23 protein-coding genes are annotated in these 25060 nt (G+C 52.6%); 21 read left to right on the forward strand and 2 right to left on the reverse strand.

Features of this window, described 5'->3' with window-relative positions; genetic code table 11:
* Window positions 1-19: 19 nt before the first annotated feature.
* From HS100_11765 to HS100_11830, 14 genes are all read left to right on the forward strand, one after another.
* Window positions 20-1978, forward strand: coding sequence for a PAS domain S-box protein (locus HS100_11765; protein ID MBE7434584.1), 1959 nt, complete (start codon window positions 20-22; stop codon window positions 1976-1978).
* A gap of 240 nt (window positions 1979-2218) precedes the next feature.
* Window positions 2219-2362, forward strand: coding sequence for a hypothetical protein (locus HS100_11770; protein ID MBE7434585.1), 144 nt, complete (start codon window positions 2219-2221; stop codon window positions 2360-2362).
* Window positions 2363-2499: 137 nt separating this feature from the next.
* Entirely contained in the window at window positions 2500-2838 is a 339-nt protein-coding gene (locus HS100_11775) for a YrdB family protein (protein MBE7434586.1), read from the forward strand.
* On the forward strand, window positions 2838-3470 hold the full coding sequence (locus HS100_11780) for a hypothetical protein (protein MBE7434587.1): 633 nt from the start codon (window positions 2838-2840) through the stop codon (window positions 3468-3470). Before HS100_11775 ends, HS100_11780 begins: the two co-directional genes overlap by 1 nt.
* A gap of 23 nt (window positions 3471-3493) precedes the next feature.
* On the forward strand, window positions 3494-4045 hold the full coding sequence (locus HS100_11785) for a cysteine hydrolase (protein MBE7434588.1): 552 nt from the start codon (window positions 3494-3496) through the stop codon (window positions 4043-4045).
* Window positions 4046-4098: 53 nt separating this feature from the next.
* Window positions 4099-5157, forward strand: a complete 1059-nt coding sequence (locus HS100_11790; protein ID MBE7434589.1) for a PAS domain-containing protein — start codon at window positions 4099-4101, stop codon at window positions 5155-5157.
* Between the two features lie 7 nt (window positions 5158-5164).
* Window positions 5165-5815 (forward strand): response regulator transcription factor, encoded by a 651-nt coding sequence (locus HS100_11795; protein ID MBE7434590.1) that lies wholly within the window; start codon window positions 5165-5167, stop codon window positions 5813-5815.
* 135 nt (window positions 5816-5950) lie between these two features.
* Entirely contained in the window at window positions 5951-6613 is a 663-nt protein-coding gene (locus HS100_11800) for a DUF2179 domain-containing protein (protein MBE7434591.1), read from the forward strand.
* A 133-nt stretch (window positions 6614-6746) separates the two neighbouring features.
* Window positions 6747-7175, forward strand: coding sequence for a DUF3887 domain-containing protein (locus HS100_11805; GenBank protein MBE7434592.1), 429 nt, complete (start codon window positions 6747-6749; stop codon window positions 7173-7175).
* Between the two features lie 65 nt (window positions 7176-7240).
* On the forward strand, window positions 7241-8293 hold the full coding sequence (locus HS100_11810; protein ID MBE7434593.1) for an NAD(P)-binding domain-containing protein: 1053 nt from the start codon (window positions 7241-7243) through the stop codon (window positions 8291-8293).
* 78 nt (window positions 8294-8371) lie between these two features.
* A complete protein-coding gene (locus HS100_11815) occupies window positions 8372-8743 on the forward strand; it encodes a hypothetical protein (GenBank protein ID MBE7434594.1) in 372 nt (123 codons plus the stop codon).
* 1 nt (window position 8744) lies between these two features.
* Window positions 8745-9788, forward strand: coding sequence for an alpha/beta hydrolase (locus HS100_11820; protein MBE7434595.1), 1044 nt, complete (start codon window positions 8745-8747; stop codon window positions 9786-9788).
* Complete coding sequence (locus tag HS100_11825) at window positions 9772-10242, forward strand: isochorismatase (GenBank protein ID MBE7434596.1); 471 nt, start codon at window positions 9772-9774, stop codon at window positions 10240-10242. Before HS100_11820 ends, HS100_11825 begins: the two co-directional genes overlap by 17 nt.
* 135 nt (window positions 10243-10377) lie before the next feature.
* On the forward strand, window positions 10378-11415 hold the full coding sequence (locus HS100_11830; protein ID MBE7434597.1) for an alpha/beta hydrolase: 1038 nt from the start codon (window positions 10378-10380) through the stop codon (window positions 11413-11415).
* Window positions 11416-11851: 436 nt separating this feature from the next.
* Here the strand turns inward: HS100_11830 and HS100_11835 are convergent, their stop codons facing one another.
* Entirely contained in the window at window positions 11852-12583 is a 732-nt protein-coding gene (locus HS100_11835) for a hypothetical protein (protein ID MBE7434598.1), read from the reverse strand.
* A 264-nt stretch (window positions 12584-12847) separates the two neighbouring features.
* On the opposite strand from HS100_11835, the gene HS100_11840 reads away from it, so the two are divergent.
* From HS100_11840 to HS100_11860, 5 genes are all read left to right on the forward strand, one after another.
* Window positions 12848-17305 carry a PD40 domain-containing protein gene (locus HS100_11840; GenBank protein MBE7434599.1) on the forward strand — a complete coding sequence of 1486 codons (4458 nt, stop codon included), beginning with the start codon at window positions 12848-12850 and terminating at the stop codon, window positions 17303-17305.
* Window positions 17306-18075: 770 nt separating this feature from the next.
* A complete protein-coding gene (locus HS100_11845; protein ID MBE7434600.1) occupies window positions 18076-18360 on the forward strand; it encodes a 4Fe-4S dicluster domain-containing protein in 285 nt (94 codons plus the stop codon).
* 32 nt (window positions 18361-18392) lie between these two features.
* Window positions 18393-19490, forward strand: a complete 1098-nt coding sequence (locus HS100_11850; GenBank protein ID MBE7434601.1) for a 2-oxoacid:acceptor oxidoreductase subunit alpha — start codon at window positions 18393-18395, stop codon at window positions 19488-19490.
* 2 nt (window positions 19491-19492) lie between these two features.
* Window positions 19493-20419, forward strand: coding sequence for a 2-oxoacid:ferredoxin oxidoreductase subunit beta (locus HS100_11855; GenBank protein ID MBE7434602.1), 927 nt, complete (start codon window positions 19493-19495; stop codon window positions 20417-20419).
* Window positions 20419-20967: a 2-oxoacid:acceptor oxidoreductase family protein gene (locus HS100_11860; protein ID MBE7434603.1), complete on the forward strand. Its 549-nt coding sequence runs from the start codon at window positions 20419-20421 to the stop codon at window positions 20965-20967. The genes HS100_11855 and HS100_11860 overlap by 1 nt, the downstream gene beginning before the upstream one ends.
* A gap of 175 nt (window positions 20968-21142) precedes the next feature.
* Here HS100_11860 and HS100_11865 read toward each other — a convergent pair whose 3' ends face one another.
* Complete coding sequence (locus HS100_11865) at window positions 21143-23722, reverse strand: tetratricopeptide repeat protein (GenBank protein MBE7434604.1); 2580 nt, start codon at window positions 23720-23722, stop codon at window positions 21143-21145.
* Window positions 23723-23908: 186 nt separating this feature from the next.
* On the opposite strand from HS100_11865, the gene HS100_11870 reads away from it, so the two are divergent.
* Together HS100_11870 and HS100_11875 are read left to right on the forward strand one after the other, a co-directional pair.
* Entirely contained in the window at window positions 23909-24433 is a 525-nt protein-coding gene (locus HS100_11870; GenBank protein ID MBE7434605.1) for a hypothetical protein, read from the forward strand.
* Between the two features lie 74 nt (window positions 24434-24507).
* Window positions 24508-25059 (forward strand): hypothetical protein, encoded by a 552-nt coding sequence (locus HS100_11875; GenBank protein MBE7434606.1) that lies wholly within the window; start codon window positions 24508-24510, stop codon window positions 25057-25059.
* The last annotated feature ends 1 nt before the right edge of the window (window position 25060 follow it).

The raw sequence follows: 25060 nt of genomic DNA on the forward strand, positions 1-25060 counted from the left end.
CCGGTTGGGAGGGTCTCCTTTGGCATCGTTTGACGAGAATTCAGCTGGGAATGAATGGCTGCAGTGGATTCAGGCGTTTGAGCATGCCGAATGGGGAATAGTCATCAACAGAGCCGACGCTACTACACTGGAGATCATGAACGCAGCCTTTGCAAGGATGTATGGATACTCAATTGATGAATTAAGAGATCAGCCCATCGAATCGATTTTTGTCCCGGAGGAAAGGGTAAATCTGCCAAAGTGGATCGAGGAAGCTCACCGGAAAGGCCACATCAGTTATGAAAGCAGACACCTGCGGAAAGATGGCACTGTTTTCCCTGTAAGTGTCGATGTTACAGCTGTAAAGGATAAACAGGGCAAGGTTTTATACAGGGTGGTCAACGTTCAGGATATCTCGCAAAGGAAAGCAGCGGAAAATGCCCTTCGAGATAGTGAACAAAGGAGTGCTGCGATCATCGCGACCCTGACGGAAGGCATCGTCTTTCATAACGCGGACGGCATGATCACGCTTTGTAATGCCGCGGCGGAGCGAATCCTGGGGCTTTCCGTCGACCAGATCCTGGGTCGTACCTCCATTGACCCTCGCTGGAGAACGATCCATGAAGATGGTTCTCCATTTCCAGGAGAAACGCATCCTGCGATGGTGACTCTACATACAGGTACCTCATTATCCAACGTTGTCATGGGTATTTACAAGCCGGATGACACACTGACCTGGATTTCCATCAGCACCCACGCTCTGTTTTCTTCAGAAAATGACAATCCATATGGGGTTGTTGTCTCATTTACCGATATCACCGATCAGAAATCGATGTACGAATTGCTTGAACAGCGCGTGGCAGTACGGACGCGCGAATTGAAAGCGTTCCTGGAAGTATCCCAGATCGTAAACTCGAACCTGGAGTTGGGTCCGCTGCTCAAGATCATCCTGGAACAACTTAAGAAAGTGATCGATTATGCGGGTGCTGGAATTGCAAAATTGGATGGAGACGATTTTGTCGTTGTCGAATACTTAGGCATTGTTCCGCGCGAAACCATGCTCGGATTTCGATCGTCCGTGTACCAGGATACCGGTTATCGAAAAGTGGCAGAGTCGAAGCAGCCGGTCATCATTGATGATATATGGAGAAATGATCCGTGGCTAAACTTGCTGCGGAATATCACCAATCAAGATATGCTCGCCAAATTTCGTGATATCCACTCCTGGATGGGGATACCGCTGATCAGCCACGATCAGTTGATCGGTGTACTGCGGCTCGATCATCAGGAGCCCGGGCACTTCACCAGCGCACACGCCGATTTGGGATTGGCATTTGCGAATCAAGCTGCCATTGCCATCGAGAACGCCAGGCTTCATGAGCAGGCACTGAGACTCGCCGCCTTTCAGGAACGACAAAGATTGGCACGTGAACTTCATGATTCTGTCTCTCAGGCGTTGTATGGGATCGCGCTCGGCGCGCGAACGGCTCAGATGAGGCTGGAAACTGAACCTGAAAAGCTGGCGGAGCCCCTGGACTATATTCTTTCCCTCGCCGAGGCGGGTGTCTCCGAAATGCGTGCGTTGATTTTCGAACTGCGCCCCGAGTCGCTACAAAATGAAGGATTGGTGGCTGCAATTACCAAGCAATCGGACGCGTTGCATGCGCGTTATAACCTGCAAGTAATCACAGATTTCGGACCTGAGCCTGATATTTCTCTCGATTGGAAGGAAGCGCTCTATCGGATTACACAGGAGGCGATGCAGAACATTGCCAAGCATTCTCATGCAACGAAGGCTGAAGTTCGACTCCATCAAAAGGACAGTTACCTCGTATTGGAGATTCATGATAACGGAATGGGATTCGATCCAGGGCGTGAACATCCGGGCCATCTTGGGCTGCAATCCATGCAGGAGCGTGTCGCTCAGATCGGCGGCACGTTTACCGTTGTCAGTCAACCTGGGATTGGGACTACGATCTCTGTCTCAATACCGCTCTAAATGATATTGAATACGGGGGAATCGTGCTGCCTAGGCACAAAAGAGTAGGAAAATCTCCGCCAAAAGTTCGATGACAACCTAAACGGGCTATATACAATGAACTAAATACTCTGCTGAGCTTTGACTGTGTATTTTCCAGGCTCAGAATTGGCACAATGCATGTATTGGAACCCAAACAGGCAGCGATGCCGGGTATAAAGTTCTGCCCATTATTTTATAGGTTCAAAAAAGGAGAATCCAATGAAAGCAATTGTATATACAGAATACGGGTCCCCCGATGTTCTTCAACTCAAAGAGGTAGCCAAACCGACACCCAAAGACAATGAAGTCCTCGTAAAAGTTTATGCAGTCTCTGTAAATGCAGCCGACCTTCATCTCCTCTGAGCTGACCCGTTCCTGATGCGCCCGAGCTCCGGACCACTAAAACCCAAAAACCAGATCCTCGGTCTGACATTGCGGGACGGGTTGAACCAGTTGATAAAAACGTAAAGGAGTTCACGCCTTCATTGAAAGGAAAACTCATGGAAGTACTTAAATTGATCAACATCGGACTTCGCTTTCTGCTCGAACTTTGTATCCTCGCCATATTCGGATACTGGGGTTTCACAACAGGTAGCAACATCTTCATGAAATTCGTGCTTGGCTTGGGCGCTCCCATCCTGTTCGCTGTGGTGTGGGGAACCTTCCTTGCTCCGAAATCCCCCCTGCGCTTGCACGAACCCTGGCTGTTCTTGCTGGAACTTGTTGTGTTTGGTCTTGCCACCTGGGCGTTGTACAACACAGGCAAGGTCGATTTGACCGTCGTATTTGGCGGAATCTATATTCTCAACAAAATTTTGATGGTAATTTGGAGGCAATAATGAACAAAAGAAATTTGCTCGCGTTTTTCGGTTTTCTCTATGTTGTAGTTTGGGTGATCGGACTTTTGATACCCACAGGGACGCTTTCGCCATCCATGTCCAATGCGGAGATTCAGCAGGTTTTGGTTTCCCATCAACTTGCACGGTGGATACAAATCTATCTCATTGATGGCATTGCAGGCGTTTCTGTCCTTCTCTTTGGCGTGATGGCCGCGAGTTTTTTTCAGCTCGCCGAAGAAAAGAAACTTGCTTGGGTTGTTTTGGGCGCAGGGATCGCCGCAGGTACCATCTCGCTGGTGCAGGCGGGTGTTCAGCTAACTCTCGTCAACTCTGACCTGTTAGCTTCGGCGGAAACTCCCTTCCGTACGTTACTGGTGCTGGTGAACCAAATTGATACGTTCAAGTTGATGGCATTGGCATTGCTCAGCGTATCCACATCCAGCCTTGGTTTGCGCACCCACCTCATCCCGGCCTGGATTAACTGGCTCGGGATCATCCTCTCCATCGCTCTCTTGCTCGGTGGACTTAGTTTCGTCTTCGCCAGCTCCATGCTGACCGCAATTCTGTTTGCTTCACTGCCGATGTTGCTTGTGTGGGTAGGCGCGGTCAGCGCGACTGAGTGGGACAGGTAAAATAAAGCGAGAGGAATTCCATAATGCAAAGAATAAATCAGAACACCGCCCTGATCATTATCGACGTTCAAAAAGGGTTCGACGAACCTGTTTGGGGTAGTAGGAACAATCCGCAAGCCGAGGATAACATCGCCAAGTTGTTGGAATCATGGCGTAAGCATGGACGCCCGATCTTCCACATTCAGCACATGTCCCTCTCGCCAACTTCACCGCTACATCCCAACCACCCTGGCAACGCCATCAAAGGCGCACTGCAACCAAGCGCGGGTGAACCGTTGATCCAGAAAAACGTCAACAGCGCCTTCATCGGCACAGATTTGGAACAGCAACTTCGCAAACGCGGATGTAAATCGTTGGTCATCGTAGGTTTCACCACCCCGCACTGCGTATCTACCACGACGCGCATGGCAGGCAACCTTGGCTTTGAAACCTACCTTGTCTCAGATGCTACTGCCGCCTTTGAACTCACTGGTCACGACGGGCGGAAATACTCCGCGCAGGAAATTCATGATGTGACGATAGCGACCCTGAACAGCGAATTTGCCACAGTTGTGAAAACGAATGAATTACTATAAACAAATGAACCAATTGCATTGTGTTGATTTTATTCAGAGTATAATGCCACGCTATGTCAGTCAAAATGCAACCGTCCACGATCGAGTCTGAAATTACGCCCAGGTCTTTCCTCACCGACGAAGAAAAACTTCAGCTCATCGCGAAAGTCTCTGCCGATGCCATCTACGATTGGGATATCGTAGTTGGTGAAACGCGCTGGAACCACGGGTTGCAGACTTTGTTCGGTTACGCGGATAAAGATGTGATGACGCACACCTGGTGGGAAGATCACGTCCACCCTGATGATCGCGCAGGTGCGATTGCAAGCGTGGCAGAGGCGATCCAGAATCGAGCTAAATACTGGTCCATGGAATATCGTTACCTGCGAGCCGATGGCAGTTATGCCCATGTCATCGACCGCGGGTATTTTATTTATGATAAGAACGGCAAGGCGCTGCGCATGATCGGCGCGATGGTGGATGTGACCGCCCGCGTCAATCTGGCGGAGTCGCAGATGCAGGCGGCGATCGAGGAACGTCAACGCCTCGCTCGTGATTTGCACGATACTGTCGCCCAGACCTTGTACAGTCTGACGCTTCTTTCGGAGGCTGTGCGCCGTCTTGCGAACAGCGGAGACCTGGATCAGGTTCAGGCGTATGCCGGACGTTTGGGAGAAACCGCCCAGCAATCGTTAAGAGAGATGCGTCTGCTCGTCTATGAGATGCGTTCACAGGCGTTGGAACAGGATGGGCTGGTGAAGACGCTCCAGAACCGTCTCGATGCCGTTGAAAAACGTTCGGGGATCCAAGTCGATTTTCAGGCGGATGTCAAAACGAAATTACCGGTATTGGTGGAAGAGGGTCTGTTTTACATTGCCAGTGAAGCGTTGAATAATTCACTTAAACATGCCATGGCAGGTTCGTTGACCATTAATCTGAAGTCCGATGAAGCTGGGGTGGAATTGGAGATCCGCGATAACGGTCGCGGTTTCGATGTGAAAGCGCTGGGCAATGAAGGCGGGTTCGGGCTTTCCAACATGCGCGAACGGACAGAAAAACTTGGCGGGATGATTCAAGTTGAATCATCGGATGGAGCAGGGACAAAGATTTCGGTGAAGATTCCTTTTGAGTAGAGGTGCCATGAGTGAAACGATTCGAATTCTGATCGCAGACGACCATGCCATTGTGCGCGAAGGACTCCGCACATTGATCGCCACCGAGCCGGGGCTTGAATTGGTGGCTGAAGCCAGTGACGGATTGGAAGCCGTATCCAAGGTCAGCGCCTTGAAGCCTGATGTTATTTTGCTGGATATGATGATGCCGCGTTTGGACGGCATTGGCGCGATCACCGAGATCAAAAAACAATTTCCAGAAGCAAAGATCTTGGTGTTGACCTCTTTCGTGGACGATGAAAAGGTCTTTGCCGCGCTCAAGGCGGGCGCATTGGGTTACCTGCTCAAGGATTCATCGCCGCAGGAATTATTGAATGCGGTTCGCAATACGTATAACGGTGAATCGTCACTGCACCCCAGCATCGCCAGCAAGTTGATTCGCGAGTTGAAGCAGCCTCCAGCCGATAAACCCAAAACGGAAAGCCCCCTCACGGAGCGTGAAGTGGAAATTCTGCAATTTGTTGCTCAGGGACTTACCAATGATGAGATCGCGGAAAAATTGGTCGTGAGCGAAAGGACTGTCCGCACACATGTAAGCAATATCCTCGCAAAACTGCAGTTGGCGAACCGTACCCAAGCCGCTCTGTATGCGTTGAAAGAAGGACTGGCTTCGTTGTAAGCCCTACGTCATTTGTCTTACCCAGACCGCCGAAAAGGCGGTCTTTTGTTTTATCGAGTTCAGGTCACTCCGCCGATGGCGTATTCACGCAGACGTTGTATCGTTACTCAACTTTATTTACAGGAGTGTACCGACATGACGTTCACAATTCCCTTTTTCAAATTCAATCCCAAAGAAAAAACTGCGTTTCCCAGACTCATTGGCGCTGTTGCTGTGATCCTCCTCGCTCTTTTAAACATTGGAAGCCTATCGGACATGCTCAATGGATTATTCATGCAGATTCCCTGGAAATCATTGGGCGGCGCATTCCTTGTCTTTGGTCTGCGCCTCCTGGACGTTCCCATTGGAACCTTGAAAACCGTTCTCATGGTACGCGGTCTGCGGACGTGGGCAACTCTGCTCGGTCTTATCGAAGTTACGGTTTGGCTTACTGCCATGGGAAAGGTGATGGGGCAGCTCGATAACCCATGGAACATCGCTGGGTACGCGCTGGGATACACAGCAGGCACCTGGCTTGGAATGTGGGTCGAGAGCCGACTGGCATTCGGCTTGGTGGAAGTGCATACGATTTCCATGCACAAAAGCACGGAACTGACAGAGTCCATGCGCGCGGCGGGTTACGGCGTGACTCAGTTTCAGGGTTTTGGGGAATCCGGTCCCGTGTGCATCGTCGGCACGATTGTCGAACGCAAACATCTGGATACCCTGTTGAAACGTATTCATGAGATCGACCCCGCCTCCTTTATCACAGTGGACGATACCCGCAGAGTGATCGGCGGGTATCGTCCCGCGAAATAATCTTACGTCATATGCCGTACCCAAGACCGCTGAAAAGGCGGTCTTTTGATTGAGGCGGTTCCAGACACTCCGCCGATGTGGAAATGGATGTCAACCCGTACACTCGAAACATCAAACCAAAGGAGATAAAAAAATGAAAACAAAATTCACCACCCTGTTCGTCCTCTTGATCGTTGCCGTGCTCGTTACGGCGTGCGGCGGCGCGCCTGCCAATGCTGGCGAAGTCACCTCCGCACTCACCGAAGCCGAAGCCACCGCCATCGCGGAGAATGCCCTTAACGCTTTCAACACCGGAGACTATGCTGCCTGGAGCCGCGATTGGGACGATGACCTGAAAGGCGCCATCAACGAAGAAGCCTTCCTGCAATATCGTGAACAAGCGCTCGGTCAGGTCGGGCAGTTCCAGTCCATCCTTTCGGCTGAAATGGCTCCAAGCACCCGCGCTGACTCCGTCCGTTGGGTCTTCACCTGCCAGTTCGAAAATGCCAAAATTCGCTTCATCATGGCATTCCCGAAAGATGGCAAGCTAGCCAACACCGTGATGACGGAACCCGCCGAGTAATTTTCAATTCGCAACATCCAACGCCGCTTTCAGAACGGCGTTGGAGGCATTTCAAGGAGACAGCCATGACATCAATTGACGTTCTCGTGATCGGCGCCGGGCAGGCGGGACTGGCGATGGGTTATCACTTGAAGCAGACCCCTCTCCGCTTCCTGCTTGTGGACGGCGGGGTGCGCGTTGGAGACAGTTGGCGCCGCCGATACGACTCGCTCACGCTCTTCACACCGCGCGCGATGAGCGCCCTGCCAGGGCTGTCTTTGCAGGGCGACCCGCAGGGCTATGCCAGCCGAGATGAATTCGCCGATTATCTTGAAACCTATGCCAGGCATTTCGGATTTCCACTCGAGATGAACATGGGAATCAAAAGGCTCGAACGTTTGAACGGCCATTTCCGCGCGACCAGTGTCAACGGTCAGGAATTTGAGGCGCAGGTTGTTATCCTTGCCAATGGCGGATTTCAAACGCCTATCGTCCCGCCAGCCTCGAAGGATTTGTCGAGTCATGTTCAGCAATTTTCCGCGGAGAGTTACAAGAACCCTTCGCAGATCCTTGCAGGGACTGTGGTGGTTGTGGGGGATGGCGCAACGGGGCGCGATATCGCCAGTGAATTGGCGGCGTCGCATACGGTCTTTCTTGCCACAGGCAAGCCGCGCCGTCTCGTCCCTGAAAGGATTTTGGGAATCAGCACCTGGTGGTGGCTGGAAAAACTGGGCATTCTCACAGCGCCTTCTGAAAGTTTCGTCGGCAAAAAATTACGCAAAGCAGATGCCTTCCCCAACCGCGAAAGAAGCCTCGACGACCTGCGCCGCAAAGGGATTCAGATCCCGCCTAAGTTGACCCACGCAGAAGGGAACACTGTGACATTTGCTAACGGCGCCAGCGTTTCGGTCAATTCGGTGGTGTGGGCGGTCGGTTACAAGGACGATTCGGATTGGGTGAACATCCCCGAAGTGAAAGACGTGCATGGAAACTTTGTGCATGAACACGGCGTTTCGCCTGTTAGGAATTTGTTTTTCATCGGTCGTCCATGGCAGACCTCGCGCGCTTCGGCGATCATCCACGGCGTGGGCAGTGATGCGGAAGGGATCGCGAATGAGATCACACGGTCAATGCGGTGACCGGATACGTCATTTGTCGCAGGGCAAATCTGCAAAACCGCCGATGTGCCAATGAATCAAAACGAATATCCTATGAATATGGAACAACACCTTGCGCTCATCGTCACCCGCTCGACCCCGCTCGAAGACGGTCTGAGCGCTTTATTGAAAGCCATGCCGCAGATCAGAGAAGTGGATATTGTCCGAAGCATGAAACCGGCGCTCACCCAGATCGAAGCCAGAAGCCATCACCTCGCTCTGATCGACATGATTCTGTTGGGCAGTCAGCCCGAAATTTTGCTCGAACGAATCCACCAACTATCGCCGCATACCAAGCGTGTGTTGCTCGTCGACGATGTGCAAGTTTGGAAGTTCATTCCCCAATACTCTGAAGCCATCCTTATCAAAGGAATGCCGCCATCCAGCGTAACCGGAATATTGTCCGCCCTATTACAAGACAAGGAACAATGACATGAACCCTATGCCTCTTTTCTGGACTTTGAGCCTGCTGGCTGCCGCCCTGACGTTTCTCTTCGCTCTGGGCTTTCTCTCCAAACGCCGCCTCAATAAAAAATATCCGCCCATAGGGCAGATGATCGACATCGGCGGTTATCGTTTGCACATGCATGTCGAAGGCGAAGGGACGCCCACCGTCGTCTTCGACTCTGGAGCTGGCGGGATTGGTCTCGCTTGGGAACTTGTCCGCCCTGCGATTGCAAAGGTCGCCCGAGTTGTGGTCTATGACCGTGCAGGACTCGGTTGGAGCGACCCCAGCCCCAAGCCGCGCCGCGCCGATGTGATGGCGGAGGAATTACGCACACTCTTGACCAATGCGAATATCGAAGGTCCCTTCATTTTGGTGGGGCATTCCCTGGGCGGAGTTGTCGCCCGACAATTCGCGGCTAAATATCCTAACGAAGTTGCCGGGCTTGTGCTGGTGGATTCCGCGCACGAACAGCAGATGAAGCACTTCCCTGAAGCCCTGGTGAAGATGGTCAATTCGATGAAAGGCATGATGGGCGTGATGAAGTTGATGAGCAAACTTGGTATATTTGCGCTCAAACCTGACCTTGTTCAGATCGGCGATAACGGAAAACTCTCAAAGGAACTTGTCGCAAACATGCAGGGTGTGATGGCATCCAGCAACAGCCATGCCGAAGCCATGATCGCCGAAACTGAAACTGTCTACGCAGCAGAGACCCAGCCCGTCTCAACTCTTGGAGATTTGCCGCTTACCGTCATCCGTCACGGGCAACTCGACGAGAACGCTGTGCCACCATCTCTCGGTCAGCAGGTGCGTGATGACTACGAATCTGCATGGAAAAAACTTCAGGCGCAGATTCTGTCCCTGTCGAAGCGGGATAGGCTGATCGTCGCCGAAAGAAGCGGGCATAACATCATGTTCGACCAGCCGGAGATCGTCATCGAATCCATTTTGGAAATGATGGGTAAAATTCAAATAGAGGAATCTTTACCCATCAGAAAAGAGGAGATGAGCCATGTTCAAGTTGGTTGAGCCGTATCAAAAACGCCCAATCCGTTTTTTGGAATTGTGGGAAAAAGATGGCTGGCGGCTGAAAGTGTACAGCCTTGCCTATCAAATGCCGTTGGCGCGGACATATGTGGTCGAAACATCGAAAGCCGTTCTGTGGAAACACTTGCAGGAGGTCGCCAAAGATAAACCGCATTACAACGTGGGCTTTATCGGCATCAACGATGGACGCGGCGCGATCTTTTCTTTCGTCGATTTTTGGGCGGATGAGAACGAACTTCATCATCACGTCTTCGTTTCGCCAAAAGAGGAGGTGGAAAAGCTCGAATACAGAACCCCAACGGGTCTCACCGCCTGCGTGTGGGATGCGGCGCTGCTTGCCTTTGAACGTCAGGCGTGGGTGGATACGATGTTGAATAATCCAAACGAACCCAGCCTGGAGCAATATCTCTTAACACAGATGAATCAGGATGTTTGACCTACGTCATTTGAACGATAAAGACCGCCATAAAAGGCGGTCTTTTGTATTAATCGATTCACATTAATGCTCCGATGCGGTTTGAAGATGAAATTTTTACAATGTTCATAATCAAATCAAAAAAGGAGAATCAAAATGAAAACAACTCGAACGAACAAAAAGCGCGGCTTTCTATTCTGGTTGGGGAGAATCTTCCTTGCCCTGGTGGCATTGATCGTTTTGTTCGTCAGCGCAGCGCTGGCTGCTGGCGCAAATAACAAACGTGATTTTGCCAAGAATTATCCACCCATTGGGCAGATGGTGGATGTGGGTGGTTATCGCCTGCACTTGTATTGCACAGGCGATTCGCAGCCTGGCGAGCCGGTCGTGATCGTGGAAGCAGGCTCAGGCAGTGTCGGCTTGATGTGGGCGTTGGTACAGGGTGAAGTGGCGAAATCCGCCCGCATCTGTACGTATGATCGTGCCGGGCTTGGCTGGAGCGAACCCAGCCCCAAGCCGCGCACCGCGGATGTCATCACAGATGAATTGCATACCTTGCTTGAAAATGCGGGGATCGAAGGTCCATATATTCTCGTTGGTCATTCACTGGGCGGTATCTTCGTCCGGGAGTATCAGTACAAATATCCCGATGAAGTCGCTGGAATCATCCTAGTCGATTCGGGAGATGGAAAACTGGCAACCTACATGGATGGAACGGCATACATGCAATTGATGTCACAGTTCATTGGAGCCAGTAAAACCTTATCTGATACAGGGTTGATCAAAGTGGTGACGGGCATAAGCGCCTTATTCCCATCTGAGCCGGGGTATCAGACACTGCCAGCAGGCGTCCCGGAGGCCATTCAGGCGATGATGGTCAAAACGACAGAAGCCGGTGCGCTTGAAGTGGCTGCCTTGCCGGTCATTTGGGCAGAAAGCCGCGAGCATCAAACCTCCCTTGACGATCTGCCGCTCACGATCATTGTCCACGGGTATTGCAATAGTTGCAGCAAAGACCCGGCGGAGTTGGCGAAGGAGGAAACAGGTTGGCTCGAAATGCAGAAATATCTTGCTTCCCTTTCGACAAACAGTGAGTTGATAATCGCCAGCCCGCAGACGGGTCACGATGTTCAGGTGGATGAACCCGGCTTGGTTGTAGAGGCAATTCAAAACATGATCGAGGCGGCACGATAATCAGTCCCATCTAAATGCATTTCAGACTTAGCAACCCATATTGGGTGATCTCGCCAATAAATCCAGTTCAGAAAATGACAACAGGGCGCTCAATTTCGAGTCGCCCTGTTGCAATAAACGCTCATTCCCCGGCTTCAGAGCAGGGGAGTAGGGCATGATCGTTTATGAGAGTGAAATCGAATACCCATAGATGAGTATATCTCGTCATAGAGCTAATTATCCTTATTTTTTTGTTTCATCCCATATTTGGTTGTTATGCTGGTTATGTAGTGAAGTAGGAAGGAATTCTTACCTGCATACCGATATGGACCCCGTCGTACATATCCGATTGTGGTTGTGAGATGAAAGCGATGATAATGGTCTACTTTGGAATGCTTGGCTTGAATATCATAACGCCTTGATTTGTGAAGGCGTTATGATATTCGAACAACCACACCTATTGAATCTCAATTATAGTGTGATCTGCCACATCCGGGGCGCCATAACTGACGTCCACCATAAATGAACGACCATCCTCCAGCGCGCCTTCGGCTGTGAACTGGATCAGGGATTGCGCGTTCGATTGACTGGGATGCAGGAGTTCTGTGTAGGTTGCGGCTTCGCCCTTCAGCAGGGACGGTGACTCTGTGAGTTCGCCAATGGTCACAACACCATCCGCCAGGGCGGCTTCGACTTCTGACTGGGCGATAAACCAAACAGGCACAGCCCCCCGCCCCGTCATTTCTGCAATGAGAGGGGCAGGATCGGTTTGCGGACCATTCGCCCAATACTCGATGGATGTGGTAGTGGGCGGAGTACAGGCAAACGCGCCCGGACCGTCATTGTCTGGAAAATGGAAGAACTGGTTCAGGTTGAACTCGGCTGGGATGCAATCCGGGGAGCGATAGAAGACGATGACTGTCCATTCGCCGTTGGAGAATGTCTCATTTTCGCCAATACGGGCATAGAAGGGAACCTCTCCATTCGCCTCGATGCGAACAGGATCTTTTGCTTCAACAGGGGCGGGCGTTTCGGTTTCAATCACAGTCACATTGGTTGGCTGTACCTGGGTGTTATCAGGGACGGAGGAAACGATCTCCCTCGTGTTCAACATCGCGCGCACAGTGAAAAATCCCACAACGAGTAGGGCGATCACGGCTGCAACTTTTATTAAACGACTGGCGTTCATTTTATTAATCTCCTTTGGTTATTTTTAAAAACGTTTTGGATTTCAATCTTGTCTTGGTGGAATATAACTTACTTCATAGGCGCCTCCAAATATCGTTGTTTTGAAAACCTGCTCGAAGTGTAGAGCTTGTGTGTTTTTAAGTGTATTCAGAGCCGTTAATTTAGCATTTATAGGGAACACACAGGCTGATATAATGACCAAACCGACCTGATTTGACATTATTTCCTTTTCATCAACCGCTTTCAAGTCAAGAAAAGGTGCCGAGTGCTCGAAGTTAGATTGTTAGGGCAATTTTCAGTTAACTTGGATGGGGTTCCCATTCAAATAAATTCGCGTCCGGCACAGTCCCTTCTTGCATATTTACTCATCTATGCAGGCAGAGCAGTTCGGCGCGAGAAACTGGCGGGTTTGTTTTGGCCCGATGCCTCCGAAGAAAATGCGCGGAATAATCTCCGCCAGGCTTTGTGGCGGGTTCGTAAAAGCCTGGATGCCAATGGGAACCCTGATTCACCACTGCTATTGGTGGATGACATTACGGTTGCGGTCAACGCTTCTTCCGAATATCGACTGGATGTAATCGAACTTGAAACGCCGATTCATGAAGATACGCCCCTTCCCCGGCTGATCGAGATCGTCTCCTTGTATGAGGGCGAATTGTTGCCGGGGTTTTATGATGATTGGGCGGTTCTCGAACGTGAGAGATTGGGAGCAATATTTGACGCGAGGATGGGGGCGCTGATAAGCCGTCTGGTGGAACTTCAAAACTGGTCGGAAACCATTGAATGGAGCGAGCGCTGGATCGCCCTGGGAGGTGTACCTGAACCTGCCTATCGTGGATTGATGACGGCGCATGCGGCTCGGGGAGATCTAAGCAACATGGCGGCGGCATATCGCCGTTGCGAAGAAGCAATGCGGAATGAACTGGGTTTGGCGCCGTCGGAATCCACGCAATCCCTTTATGAAGAATTGAAGGCGGGAGGAGTGGCAAACAGCAATTTGATGAATCACGAAACAATTCAAATCGCTTCGCCGTTAACAGACGAGAGCCCCGCGCCCGGCGCGCCGCCTTACATGGGTTTGCAGCATTACAATGAAGTTGACGCAGACAATTTCTTTGGTCGCGAGACATTGGTCAATCTGATTTACAGCCACATAGCGGAGGGACATTCCTTCGTTGCGATTGTGGGCGCCTCCGGAAGCGGAAAATCATCACTCGTCCGGGCAGGCTTGATCCCAGCTCTTAATTCGCAGGGTTTCAAGAAAAACCTTGACAGCAAGCATGATTGGAAAATCGTGCTTGTCAGCCCGACCATGCATCCGCTTGAGGCTCTGACAATGGGACTCAATCAACATCTACAAACGGAGATTCGATCTGTCGATCTCAAGAAGAAGGATGCCCATAATCTTCGCAGGCATTTGTCCGGGATGAGGCAGGACGGGGAAAAGATGCCTTCCCAGAGCTCAGATGGACAGGGCGTTTCCAAGCTTTTAATAGTAATTGATCAATTTGAGGAACTCTTTACATTATGCGCAGATGAACCTGAACAGCGGGAATTTATTGACGTGTTGATGTCCATTGCGGATGCCGAGCTTGAAGAACATGTCCATGTGGTCATCACTTTACGGGCGGATTTCTACTCGTACTGCGCGCAGTATCCGAACCTTCGTGAGGCATTGACCCGCGCCCAGATATACATTGGACCAATGAGTGCGGAGGAGGTCCGCCGGGTAATTGAAGAACCGGCTCGTCATGGCGGTTGGGATTTCGAGCCAGGTCTGGTGGAGTTGATCCTGCGTGACGTGATCCGGGAACCCGGCATGTTGCCCCTGCTTTCACATGCCCTGCTGGAAACCTGGCGCAGGCGGCAAGGACGAACGCTCACCTTGCAGGGATATGTTAAGTCCGGAGGCGTGCGCAGCGCAATTGCAAGGACAGCAGAGACCGTCTTTAACCTCCAACTTTCATCTGAACAACAACAGATCGCCAAAAACATCCTTTTGAGGCTTACCAATTTGGGAGAAGGGGTCGAGGGAACCCGCAGGCGAGTGATGTTGGCAGAACTCCTTCCTGCCGCGCGTGAAGCGTCCGCTGTCCAGTCTGTTTTGAAGATTCTGGTCGTCGCACGCCTGATCACCGTCGACGAAGATTCGGTGGAAGTCGCGCATGAGGCGTTGATCACGGAATGGCCTACGCTCCACAACTGGCTGGTTGAAGATCGTGAAGAGCTCAGGCTGCATCGTTGTCTCACCGAAGCCGCGCAGGTATGGTTGGAGTCGGAGCGTGATCCGAGTGAGCTTTATCAAGGCACCCGATTAAGTCAGGCGGTCGAGTGGGGTGAAAAGTACGCATCAGATCTGAGCGTATTGGAGCAGGAATTCCTGTCGGCTTCAAGGGAACAGGCCGAACAATTGGAGTCCGAGCGAAAGGCCCAACAGGAACGCGAATTACATGCCGCCCGTGAACTGGCGAAAGCCCAGCAGGAGCGAGCGGATACCGAAAAGCAACTATCTGAAAGTCAGACCCGCGCTTTGGCGCAATTGCGCCGACGCGCCATCTACCTCACGGCTGCGCTATTCTTTGCGCTTGGCATGGCGGGCATTGCCTTGTTTCTGGGGGAGCGGGTGCGCCAGATTGCGCTGACAGCCCAAGTCAATGCTGAAAGAGCGGAGGACGAACGCCAGATTGCTTTTTCCCGTGAACTGGCCGCCGCATCGGTCTCTAACCTGGAACTGGATCCTGAACTCAGCATTTTACTCGCTCTGGCTGCAGTATCCGAGGCGCGATCAGCTGGCTTATCCGTCCCGCGAGAGGCGGAAGAAGCATTGCATAGATCGGTATTGGCGTCGCGATTGCGGATGAACCTGCCGGGAGGTTATGGGGTAGATTTCGATCCGAGCGGGTCCTTGATCGTATCCAGCGGACCGAACAGTTCTGCGGTCATCCGGGAATTTCCATCCGGGCAGGAGAGACTCGCTTTGCAGGGGCATTCCGGTGATCTTTATGGTGTGGGTGTAGGTTTCAGCCCGGACGGTAAAAGAATCGTCATCTCCAGTGCGGATGGAACAGCCAAAGTTTGGGATGTTTCCACGGGGAATGAGGTTTTATTTCTTCAAGGTCATACAGCATCGGTCAACGCCAGCATATTTAATCCGAACGGAACCCGGATTGCAACAACATCCAGTGATGGAACAGTGCGGGTTTGGGACGCGAAAACTGGTGATGAATTGCTTAAACTGATGCTTTCCGCACCTTCAGGTATCGCTTTTGACTCCATGGGTAAATATCTTGCAATTGCCAATGACTTGGAATCCGATGGCTCCGTGACGATCTGGGATATCACATCTGGAGAAAATATACTGATATTGCCCGGTCATCCTCGTGGCTCGCTGGCTGTGGTTTACAGCATGGGTGGAAGGCATGTCATTACTGCCGGACGGGACGCAAAGATTCGAGTATGGGATCTGGAAGACGGGAAAGAGATAACTGTATTGGATGAAACCATCCCGATTTATTCATTGGCGATCAGCCCGAACGGCAGGCACATTGCGGCTGGCGGCATTGATGGGATTGTCAAGATTTGGGATTTGGAATCTTCCGTTTTACTGTTCGAACTGACCGGACATACCGACATTGTCAGTTCTCTGACATTCAGCCCTGATGCAAGGTATCTGGCATCCAGCAGTGTGGATGGCTCCACCAGGGTATGGGATGTATCGGCAAAAGGGATGACCGAATGGCTGACTCTTTCGGGACATACCGAGGTCGTTTACAGCCTGGACTATAGCCCCGATGGTCGAAAAATCGCCACGTCCAGTTGGGACGAAACCGCCGTTATTTGGGACGCATTCACCGGGAATAGATTGTCTGCCTTACAGGATTTTGCAGCGGAAGTGGGGCGCATCACATTCAATGATGATGGATCGAGGATCGCTACAGCGGATTACAGTGGGGTACTAAAACTTTGGGATGCGGATACAGGGGAATTGGTTTGGTCTGTTATAGCACATGGTGCCGGTGATATTGACGTCATGTTCAGTCCCGATGGAAACTTTATTGCCACCGGCGGTGCTGATGGAGTTGCCAAATTATGGGATGGTGAGACGGGTGAATTGACGCGATTGTTTACCGGCCATACCGATGTCATTCATCGAATCTCATTCAATTCAGATGGAAGCCTGCTGGCTACGGCGAGTTGGGACGATACGGCAAGAATCTGGCGAGCAGCCTCGGGCGAACTGCTTTATACATTATCGGCAGGCGCCGGAGATGTAAAAAACGCTGACTTCAACCCGGACGGGAAATTATTGGTCACAGCACATGAGGACGGGATTGCAAGAATTTGGGATGTTTCCATGGTCGGCGCAGTGATTCCAAACGAGCCATATATAGTCCAAACGCTAGTTGGACACAATTCAACAGTTTGGGATGCATCCTTTAGCCCGGATGGTGAACAACTGGCAACCATCAGTTTTGATGGCACTGTCAGATTTTGGGATGCAGGATCCGCAGATGAATTGTTGGTGTGGTCCGGCAATAACAATGGACCCGATCTCGAGTTCAGCCCCGACGGAAGACATTTGGCTGTCACCAGCGGCGAGGGAACGGTAAGAGTGTTTATCCTGTCGCTTGAAGAATTAATCGGCGTGGCGAAATCCCGACTAACTCGGTCCTTTACACTGGCAGAGTGCCAAAAATACCTGCATCGAGACTCCTGTCCGTAACAAGCATGGTTAGGCTGGTTTTACCCATCGACAGGAATAAATAAGAAAAATTACTGCAAACAACTGCGCTCCTTTTACAAAGGTAGCGTAGATTTATCGACTGCCGATACATTATGTGAAGCGCTGGACCCTGTTTGCAGAGATCCTGCTCTATCACTTCAAAAGATCCCGCGTTCCCGATGGGCAGATCCGGCGGTTTCGACCAGCTGATCAGATAAACGGTATCCCGTTCACCATTGATGGTATAGGTAATGTTCGTGCCGCATCGGCAGGCTATCCACCCAAGAAGGTGGCGAGTGGACGACAGTCGCACTCGAAAGGATGACAATGATGCAATCACCGAGTTTGAGGATGGAATACCATACACGTTGAAAGTCTACCTGGCAAAGCCTCTTAGGCTCGGTTTGGACGGAGGAGCGGAAATACATCCCCGATTCATTACTGTCCCGATTGGGCGATGCTTTCCCGCCTGCCATACAGGGCGCTGGCACGGATGATATCCTTTAGCATCCTGGTCCTTTGAGCCAGACTGACGGCGTGATTTTGATGGTAGCAAGCCATCAAGTTTGAATATCATTTACAGAAAATCCCCTGGTGCTTTGCGCCAGGGGAAACATGACGGGACCGTGGATGTTATAGATTGCTTTCAAGGGGTAAACGCAGCATTTATTAATTCATCGAATTTTATGGTTTTTGATAACGAGAGAATCAGGACTTTTTTCAGTTACATTTGCAGGAAAAAAAGGATATACATTAAGATGAATTATCGGATGAAAAGTAAAAAAAAAGAAAGGATTGTTATGACCGAATTTGTCCCGGCTGAAAACCAATCCGCAGAAAAGCCCCGCCGAAAGGGACCGCGTGGCGAGGTCAAGATTTTTGCAACTTGGTGTAAGGGTTGCAATATTTGTGTTGTGCTCTGCCCAACCCAGGTGTTGGCGATGCACCCCAGCGGAAACTATCCCATTGTGGTCGAGCCTGAAAACTGCACCGCCTGCCATTTCTGCGACACCCACTGTCCTGATCTGGCGATTGTGGTCAAAAAGATGGGTTAGATTATGAGGAGGCTGCTTTGACAATTCAACTGATGCAAGGAAACGAGGCGATTGCCATGGGGGCGATTGCCGCCGGTTGCCGATTCTATGCAGGATACCCCATCACCCCTTCCACAGAGGTTGCGGAGGTCATGTCACGTGAACTGCCCAAGGTGGGCGGAAAATTCATTCAAATGGAAGACGAAATCGCCAGCATGGCTGCCATTATCGGCGGGCGTGTCGGCGGGCTGAAATCCATGACTGCCACCAGTGGACCGGGCTTCTCGCTCATGCAGGAAAACATCGGCTACGCGGCAATGGCGGAGATTCCCTGCGTGGTGGTCAACGTCCAACGGCTTGGACCTTCCACCGGTCAGCCTACAGCGGCGTCACAAGGCGATGTGATGCAGGCGCGCTGGGGCACGCACGGCGACCATCAGATCATCGTCCTCTGTCCCATCTCGGTGGCGCAATCCTTCGACCTGACGGTGAAGGCTTTCAACCTTTCGGAAAAATATCGCACCCCCGTAATTTTGCTCACCGATGAAATCATCGGTCACATGCGCGAACCAATCGAACTGCCCGATTTCGACACAGTGGAAAAGTTCGAACGCATCGTAACCGACACCCCCGACAACTACAAAGCCTTCCGAAACGACCGCGGCGATGTGCCGGCGTTGGCAGGTTTTGGGCTTGGCTACCGCTACCACATCACCGGATTGTTCCACGATGAGGTCGGATTCCCGACCCAGCGGCTCGATGAAATTGACCCGTGGCTGGAGCGCGTCAGCCGCAAGATCGAAACCGCCGACGATATCCTGCTCTACCAGACCGATTACGAAACCGGGGCGCGAACCGCAATTTTGAGTTATGGTGCATCAGCGCGTACTGCCCGCCACGCCATGAAACAGATGCGCGCCAAAGGCGAAAAGGTCAGCCTGTTTACCGCGCAAACGCTGTGGCCCTTCCCCGAAAAGGCAGTGGAAGAACTGGCGGATTCGGTGGATAAGATTGTCGTCCCTGAAATGAATTTGGGACAACTGGCACTGGAGGTGGAGCGTGTTGCCGGGCGGAAGAAGGTCACGCGCGTCAACCGCGCCAACGGTGAAATGATCACCCCCAATATGGTTTTGGAAGCAGCGGAGGCTTAGACATGTCGGAGCATATTCTTTCCGTCCACGATCTGGATGTCGACGAAGGGCAAATTCCGCGCGAGGATTGGTTTGAGGCCAGTACCACCCTGCACAACCTGCGAAAGAACAAAAAATTCCCCACCATCTGGTGCGCAGGCTGCGGGCTGGGTGTGATCATGGGGTCGCTCATCCGCGCCATCGAAAGCCTGGGCCTCGAAAACGACCGGGTGGCTCTGGTGGCTGGCATTGGCTGCACTGCGCGCATGCCCGTCTACATGGATTACAACACCCTGCACACTACACACGGGCGCGCCTTGGCGTTTGCCACCGGCTTGAAAATTGCCCGCCCCGACATGAAGGTCATCGCCATCATGGGCGACGGCGACGCGCTGGCGATTGGCGGCAATCACTTCATCCACGCCGCGCGCCGTAATATCGGCATCACCGCCCTGGTGGTGAACAATTCCACCTATGGCATGACCGGCGGACAGTACAGCCCCACCACGCCCGAAGGGATGCGAGCCACAACTGCTCCGTATGGCAACGTCGAGCCGCCCTTTCCGGTCTGCGATTTGGCGGCGGCGGCGGGAGCGACCTTTGTCGCCCGCAGCACGGCGTATCACCCGCTTGAACTGGACAAGCACCTCTCGGAAGCCATCTCGAACGATGGGTTCAGCCTTGTGGAAGCCGTCAGTTATTGTCACACCACCTACGGGCGCATCAACAAACTCGGCTCGGCGGCAGACATGATGCGGATGCTCAAAGATAACAGTATTTCGAAATCTGCCTATGAAAAGCTCAACGAAGATGCGCGCGAAAAAAACACAAAGATCGTGCGCGGCGTGCTATACAGGAAGAAACGCCCGGAGTACACAAAAACCTATGACTCACTCGTCGAACGCAAACACGAGGAGGAATTAAGACTGCGGAATACGGGGAGGCGTTGATGGAAAAGCGAACCGAAATTCGACTGGCTGGGGAAGGTGGTCAGGGCATGATTTTGGCGGGGATCATCCTGGCCGAAGCCGCCGCCATCTACGACGGCAAACAAACCACCCAGACCCAAAGTTACGGACCCGAAGCGCGAGGCGGCGCCAGCCGATCGGAGGTGGTCATCTCGGATGTTGAAATAGACCACCCTGAGGTCCTCTCTGCTGATGTGGTGGTGGCGCTCAGCCAGGAGGCTTACCAGAAATTTGCCAAGACCGTCCATTCCGGCGGTTTGTTGATTGTGGATGAAGACCACGTGGCGGTCCGTGCCGATTTTGCAGGCGTCAAAGTTCCCATTGCCCGGATTGCGCTAGAAGCGACAGGCAAACCCATCACTGCCAATACGGTTGCGCTTGGTGTGCTGGTAGGCATGACGGGTATGGTTTCGAAGGAGGCGCTCGAAAAGGCTGTCATCGCTCGCGCCCCCAAAGGCACCGAAGAAATGAACCGTAAGGCGCTGGCGGCAGGTTTTGCAGCGGCGGAAGGGCGCGAAGCCGCAGCATGAGCGCAGGCAGGCTATGCCCGTCTCCCTGACATTTGCTTTTTTGGCGTCGCATTTGTCCAGATACGATATCCAGTTATGAATCGGCTACGTCAATCGTATTCATATCATGAAAAATTCAGACAAGGGTTCGTCAACGTAGTGTTTGGACGTTCTACAGGGAAACCAGCCGGAGAGTTTATCCCAAAACCAATGCATTGACGATTGACGCCAATGATTCATTTGATTTCCCCTTTCGAATCGCCTGTAACTTGTCGGCACTTAAACATCCTTCCACATCCCGCAACAATTGGCAGGCGCGGTCTTTTACATCCTGCTTCGCGGCGGGATGTTCCTTGATCAGTATAAGCCAGTCAACGATCCATTCGGGGTTGCGGCGCGCTTCGAGGGAAGCGAGACCCGCCAGGGCTTCCAGCATGAGTGGGGCGGAGTGGATGTCACGCGCGAGGCGGAGGGCGGTCAGGAAGAGTTCCCTGGCTTTGAGGTGGTCGCCCGTGAGAGCAACCGTCTCGCCGAGGACGATGAGGGTTTGGGAAATATCCCAGCCTATGATGTAGTCGCCGAAGGTTTCCAGGCTTTTGTGGAGGAAGGATTGGGCTTCCTCGAGTCTGCCCTGCGCCTTCGCCACCCAGCCGAGGTGACGGTATGCAGTGCCCATCCCCCAGCGGTTGTTCGACGCCTGGCATAACTCGAGACTTTCCTGCAAATACGTACGGGCTTCATCGAAACATCCGAGCGTGATCAGTGTGGGGGTGAGGTAATTCAAGCCGAGCGCGATGGAATGCGGGTCGCCAAGCCTGCGCCAGATGGTCAGGCCCTCCATCATTTGTTCCCGCCCCTGTGTGTAATTTCCCCTAAGGCTGGCGATATAGCCGAGATTATAGATGGCATAGGCTGCAAACCATTCATACTTTGGATCCTGCGCGTAAGACAAGCCTTCCTCCATCAGCGCCTGCGAGCGGTCCATATCGCCGTTGAGGTGCATGATGATGCCCAGATACACGAGCGCATCCACAAGCAATCCCGTATCGCCTAGCGGGCGGAGCAGGAGGACGCTCTCCTCCATCAAGGAAACTGCGCGTTCGTAAAGTCCCTTGCGAAAGCACAGGATGCCCTGCTGTGTGCAGGCTTCACCAAGCACGCGTTGCAAGGCGGGGGAGGCGGGTTTGGCTTTGAGCGTTCGGACGAGCGGTTCGAAATGGTCAATGCCTTCGTTAATCAGACCACTCACCTCGAAGAACCATCCCAAACTGCGGATGGCTTTGCATCCCTTATCGAACGTTTCGCGTTGGAACATCCATGACCAAGCCGCGCGGAGGTTATCCATCTCACCGAGGATCTCCTGAACGGCAAGACGCTGGCGCGCGCTTTTCAATGACATTTCGCGCTCCGCAGCAAAATTCAGATAATACGAACTGTGCGCGTCGCGAGTCTCGAGATATTTCTTTGATTCCTTTTCCAAATGAGTCAATGCATATTGACGGATGACCTCATGCAGGTCATAACGCCCGTCTTCCGTGCGCCTCACCAGTGACTTGGAGACCAACAACGCCAAAAGGGGCAGCGTCGCGCCTGCGATCTTTTCCGCTGCAAGACGGTCAAAGCCGCCATGAAAAACGGAGAGGCGGCTCAACGTGTATCGTTCCTTGTCTGAGAGCAATCGCCAGGAATGATCAAAGGCCGCCTTGAGCGAGCGATGGCGCTCGGGAATGTCGCGCATGGTGGTGATTAGGAAATCGATATTCCTCTCGATTTCTTGCGCGATCTCGCGGCAGGAGAGCACGCCCACCCATGCGGCAGCAAGTTCGAGCGCGAGCGGTATCCCTTCGACCAGATGGCAGATGCGCGCCAATGCGGTTTTATCCGCTTCGGTCAGTTCAAATTCGGCATGGATCTGGCGGGCGCGCTGAAGGAACAGTTCCGCCGCGCTGTAGTCCTCGAGTTTGTCGAGGAACTCGTATGGCGGGATGGGCAGGCCGTGGAGTTCATACGTCCATTCGCCGTGCAGGTTCAGGCGCTCGCGCGAGGTGCAAAGGACTTTGATGTTCGGGAAGCGCTTGAGGATCTCTGCCACCAATTGCGCCGCGGCAGACGACTGTGCCAACAGGTGTTCGAGATTATCCAAAACCAGCAGCGTGGACTGTTTCCTCTCATGCGATATGTGATTGAATAATTGCTCCTGCGGGTCGACGGGACCTGAAAACGAAAACTCGAACGCCTCCGCAATCGCAGGGACGATTGATTCAGCGGAATTGACCGAGGCCAGCGGGACGTAATGGACTCCGCCAGGAAACCTGCTTTGCTGACGTGAGGCGAATTCAAGCGCGAGCCGCGTCTTGCCGATGCCGCCCATGCCTGTCAGAGTGAGCAGGCGGCAGGGAGGCTCGTTGAAGATGCGGCCCATCGCGGCGAGTTCGGGGTCGCGGCCCAGTAACGGGGTGGAAGGTAAAGGCAGATGGTGAGGAGCAGGCTGGGGGGAGGGAGAAGCGGGTTTTGAGTCGGGTTGGGATATTTGCAGTCGTTCAGCGGTGAGGTCCCCGCGCGCAGCACGGATGAACGTCGGCTTGTCGTCTTCTGAAATTAGAAGCGCGTCCGCGAGCAATGCCGCGAGTTGTTTGGAGGGGCGGCGTTCCCCCGATTCGATCTTGCGCAGGGCAAAGACGGAACAGCCCGCGCGCGTCGACAATTCCTCCTGCGTGAGGTCGAGCGCTTTGCGGCGTGATCTGAGCCAATCGCCAAATGAACCTGGAATTTCCAAGTTGCTCCTCATGCATTCCTGTTTGCGTGCGTGTCAGAAAAGATGTCCGCTCGAATCACCGATAAAGGGGAAGACAAAAAATTGTAGCATATTTTGGGTGAATTTTCGGGTGATTGAATGACCCCATAGAGCATTCGGGTTGTCGTTTAATGGCAGCGATCAAACATTTGGAAAAGGAGCAAGACAATGAACATCTTATTCAACCTGTATGTCATCCTTATTCTGCGCATCCTGCATATTGCAGGCGGCATCCTGTGGGTGGGAACGGCGACCTTCTACCTGTTCCTGCTCGTTCCTGCCGCGAGGGCTTCCGAAATTTCGGGGCAGAAGTTCATGCAGAATCTCGGTCCGCGCATGGGACCCTTCATGGGGATCGTCACCTCAGTGACCGTGCTTTCGGGAGGGCTGTTGTATGCGCGCTTCTTCAGCGACGGGATCAGTTTCATCTGGAAGACCGGCGCGGGACTTGCATTCACGGTCGGCGCCATCGCTGCGCTGGCTTCCTACGTGATCGGTTCTACCGTCTTCGGTAAAACGCAGGAGAAGATCAGCACTTTGGGCGCGGCGATGGCTTCCGCGGGCGGCCCGCCCAAGCCGGAGCAGGCGGCGGAAATGAATCGGTTGCAGACCTTCCTGATGAAAGCCTACCGCTTCGACTTCGTCCTGCTGGTGGTGGCGATGGTGGCGATGGCTGTGGCGAGGTATTTGTAGAACTGGCGTGTCCATACCCGGCGTGGAATTTGCGGCACTCGCGTTAACCAGCCTTCAGGAATAAAGGAAACATAATGAAACAACCATCTTTCCCATCCATCACTCTGAAAACCTCAGCCGTACACGTTGTCACCTATTACATTGTCGGGATTCTGTCGTTCCTGTTCCTGGATTATGCCGACAAATATGCCGACCCTGCTGTGGCGAACTTCATGCGTCAGACCGATCATCCTCTGGTCATGGCGGGTCCGTTCTTTCAAATCCTGCGTGGATTTCTTTTCGGGATCGTTTTCTACGCCTTGCGTAAAAGCGTCTTTCGGTATGGACGCGGCTGGCTGACCCTGTGGCTGACGCTTGTCATCGTCGGCATTCTCTCCCCGTTCAGCGCCGCGCCCAGTTCCATCGAAGGGATGATCTACTCCGTGTTGCCTGCGCGGTTTCACCTGCTGAATTTCCCCGAAGTCTTCGTTCAATCAGGTCTGCTTGCTTTCCTGACGCACTATTGGGTGAATCACCCCGAAAAGAGATGGTTGAATTGGTCGCTTGGGATCATCTTCATCCTTTCGCTTCTGTTGTCGTTGATGGGAGCATTGTCCGCTTTTGGCGTGCTTCCGCCAGCCGGTTGAG

This window comes from Anaerolineales bacterium (assembly GCA_015075725.1).
GTDB lineage: Bacteria > Chloroflexota > Anaerolineae > Anaerolineales > Villigracilaceae > Villigracilis.

Excerpts from the sequence above, each read along its gene's own strand:
- HS100_11770 (MBE7434585.1), top strand. The coding sequence starts at position 2,219 with ATGAAAGCAATTGTATATACAGAATACGGGTCCCCCGATGTTCTTCAA.
- HS100_11860 (MBE7434603.1), top strand. The coding sequence starts at position 20,419 with ATGGAAAAGCGAACCGAAATTCGACTGGCTGGGGAAGGTGGTCAGGGC.
- HS100_11805 (MBE7434592.1), top strand. The coding sequence starts at position 6,747 with ATGAAAACAAAATTCACCACCCTGTTCGTCCTCTTGATCGTTGCCGTG.
- HS100_11875 (MBE7434606.1), top strand. The coding sequence starts at position 24,508 with ATGAAACAACCATCTTTCCCATCCATCACTCTGAAAACCTCAGCCGTA.
- HS100_11815 (MBE7434594.1), top strand. The coding sequence starts at position 8,372 with ATGGAACAACACCTTGCGCTCATCGTCACCCGCTCGACCCCGCTCGAA.
- HS100_11775 (MBE7434586.1), top strand. The coding sequence starts at position 2,500 with ATGGAAGTACTTAAATTGATCAACATCGGACTTCGCTTTCTGCTCGAA.
- HS100_11850 (MBE7434601.1), top strand. The coding sequence starts at position 18,393 with ATGCAAGGAAACGAGGCGATTGCCATGGGGGCGATTGCCGCCGGTTGC.
- HS100_11780 (MBE7434587.1), top strand. The coding sequence starts at position 2,838 with ATGAACAAAAGAAATTTGCTCGCGTTTTTCGGTTTTCTCTATGTTGTA.
- HS100_11810 (MBE7434593.1), top strand. The coding sequence starts at position 7,241 with ATGACATCAATTGACGTTCTCGTGATCGGCGCCGGGCAGGCGGGACTG.
- HS100_11830 (MBE7434597.1), top strand. The coding sequence starts at position 10,378 with ATGAAAACAACTCGAACGAACAAAAAGCGCGGCTTTCTATTCTGGTTG.
- HS100_11785 (MBE7434588.1), top strand. The coding sequence starts at position 3,494 with ATGCAAAGAATAAATCAGAACACCGCCCTGATCATTATCGACGTTCAA.
- HS100_11845 (MBE7434600.1), top strand. The coding sequence starts at position 18,076 with ATGAAAAGTAAAAAAAAAGAAAGGATTGTTATGACCGAATTTGTCCCG.
- HS100_11800 (MBE7434591.1), top strand. The coding sequence starts at position 5,951 with ATGACGTTCACAATTCCCTTTTTCAAATTCAATCCCAAAGAAAAAACT.
- HS100_11820 (MBE7434595.1), top strand. The coding sequence starts at position 8,745 with ATGAACCCTATGCCTCTTTTCTGGACTTTGAGCCTGCTGGCTGCCGCC.
- HS100_11855 (MBE7434602.1), top strand. The coding sequence starts at position 19,493 with ATGTCGGAGCATATTCTTTCCGTCCACGATCTGGATGTCGACGAAGGG.
- HS100_11795 (MBE7434590.1), top strand. The coding sequence starts at position 5,165 with ATGAGTGAAACGATTCGAATTCTGATCGCAGACGACCATGCCATTGTG.
- HS100_11835 (MBE7434598.1), bottom strand. The coding sequence starts at position 12,583 with ATGAACGCCAGTCGTTTAATAAAAGTTGCAGCCGTGATCGCCCTACTC.
- HS100_11825 (MBE7434596.1), top strand. The coding sequence starts at position 9,772 with ATGTTCAAGTTGGTTGAGCCGTATCAAAAACGCCCAATCCGTTTTTTG.
- HS100_11790 (MBE7434589.1), top strand. The coding sequence starts at position 4,099 with ATGTCAGTCAAAATGCAACCGTCCACGATCGAGTCTGAAATTACGCCC.
- HS100_11870 (MBE7434605.1), top strand. The coding sequence starts at position 23,909 with ATGAACATCTTATTCAACCTGTATGTCATCCTTATTCTGCGCATCCTG.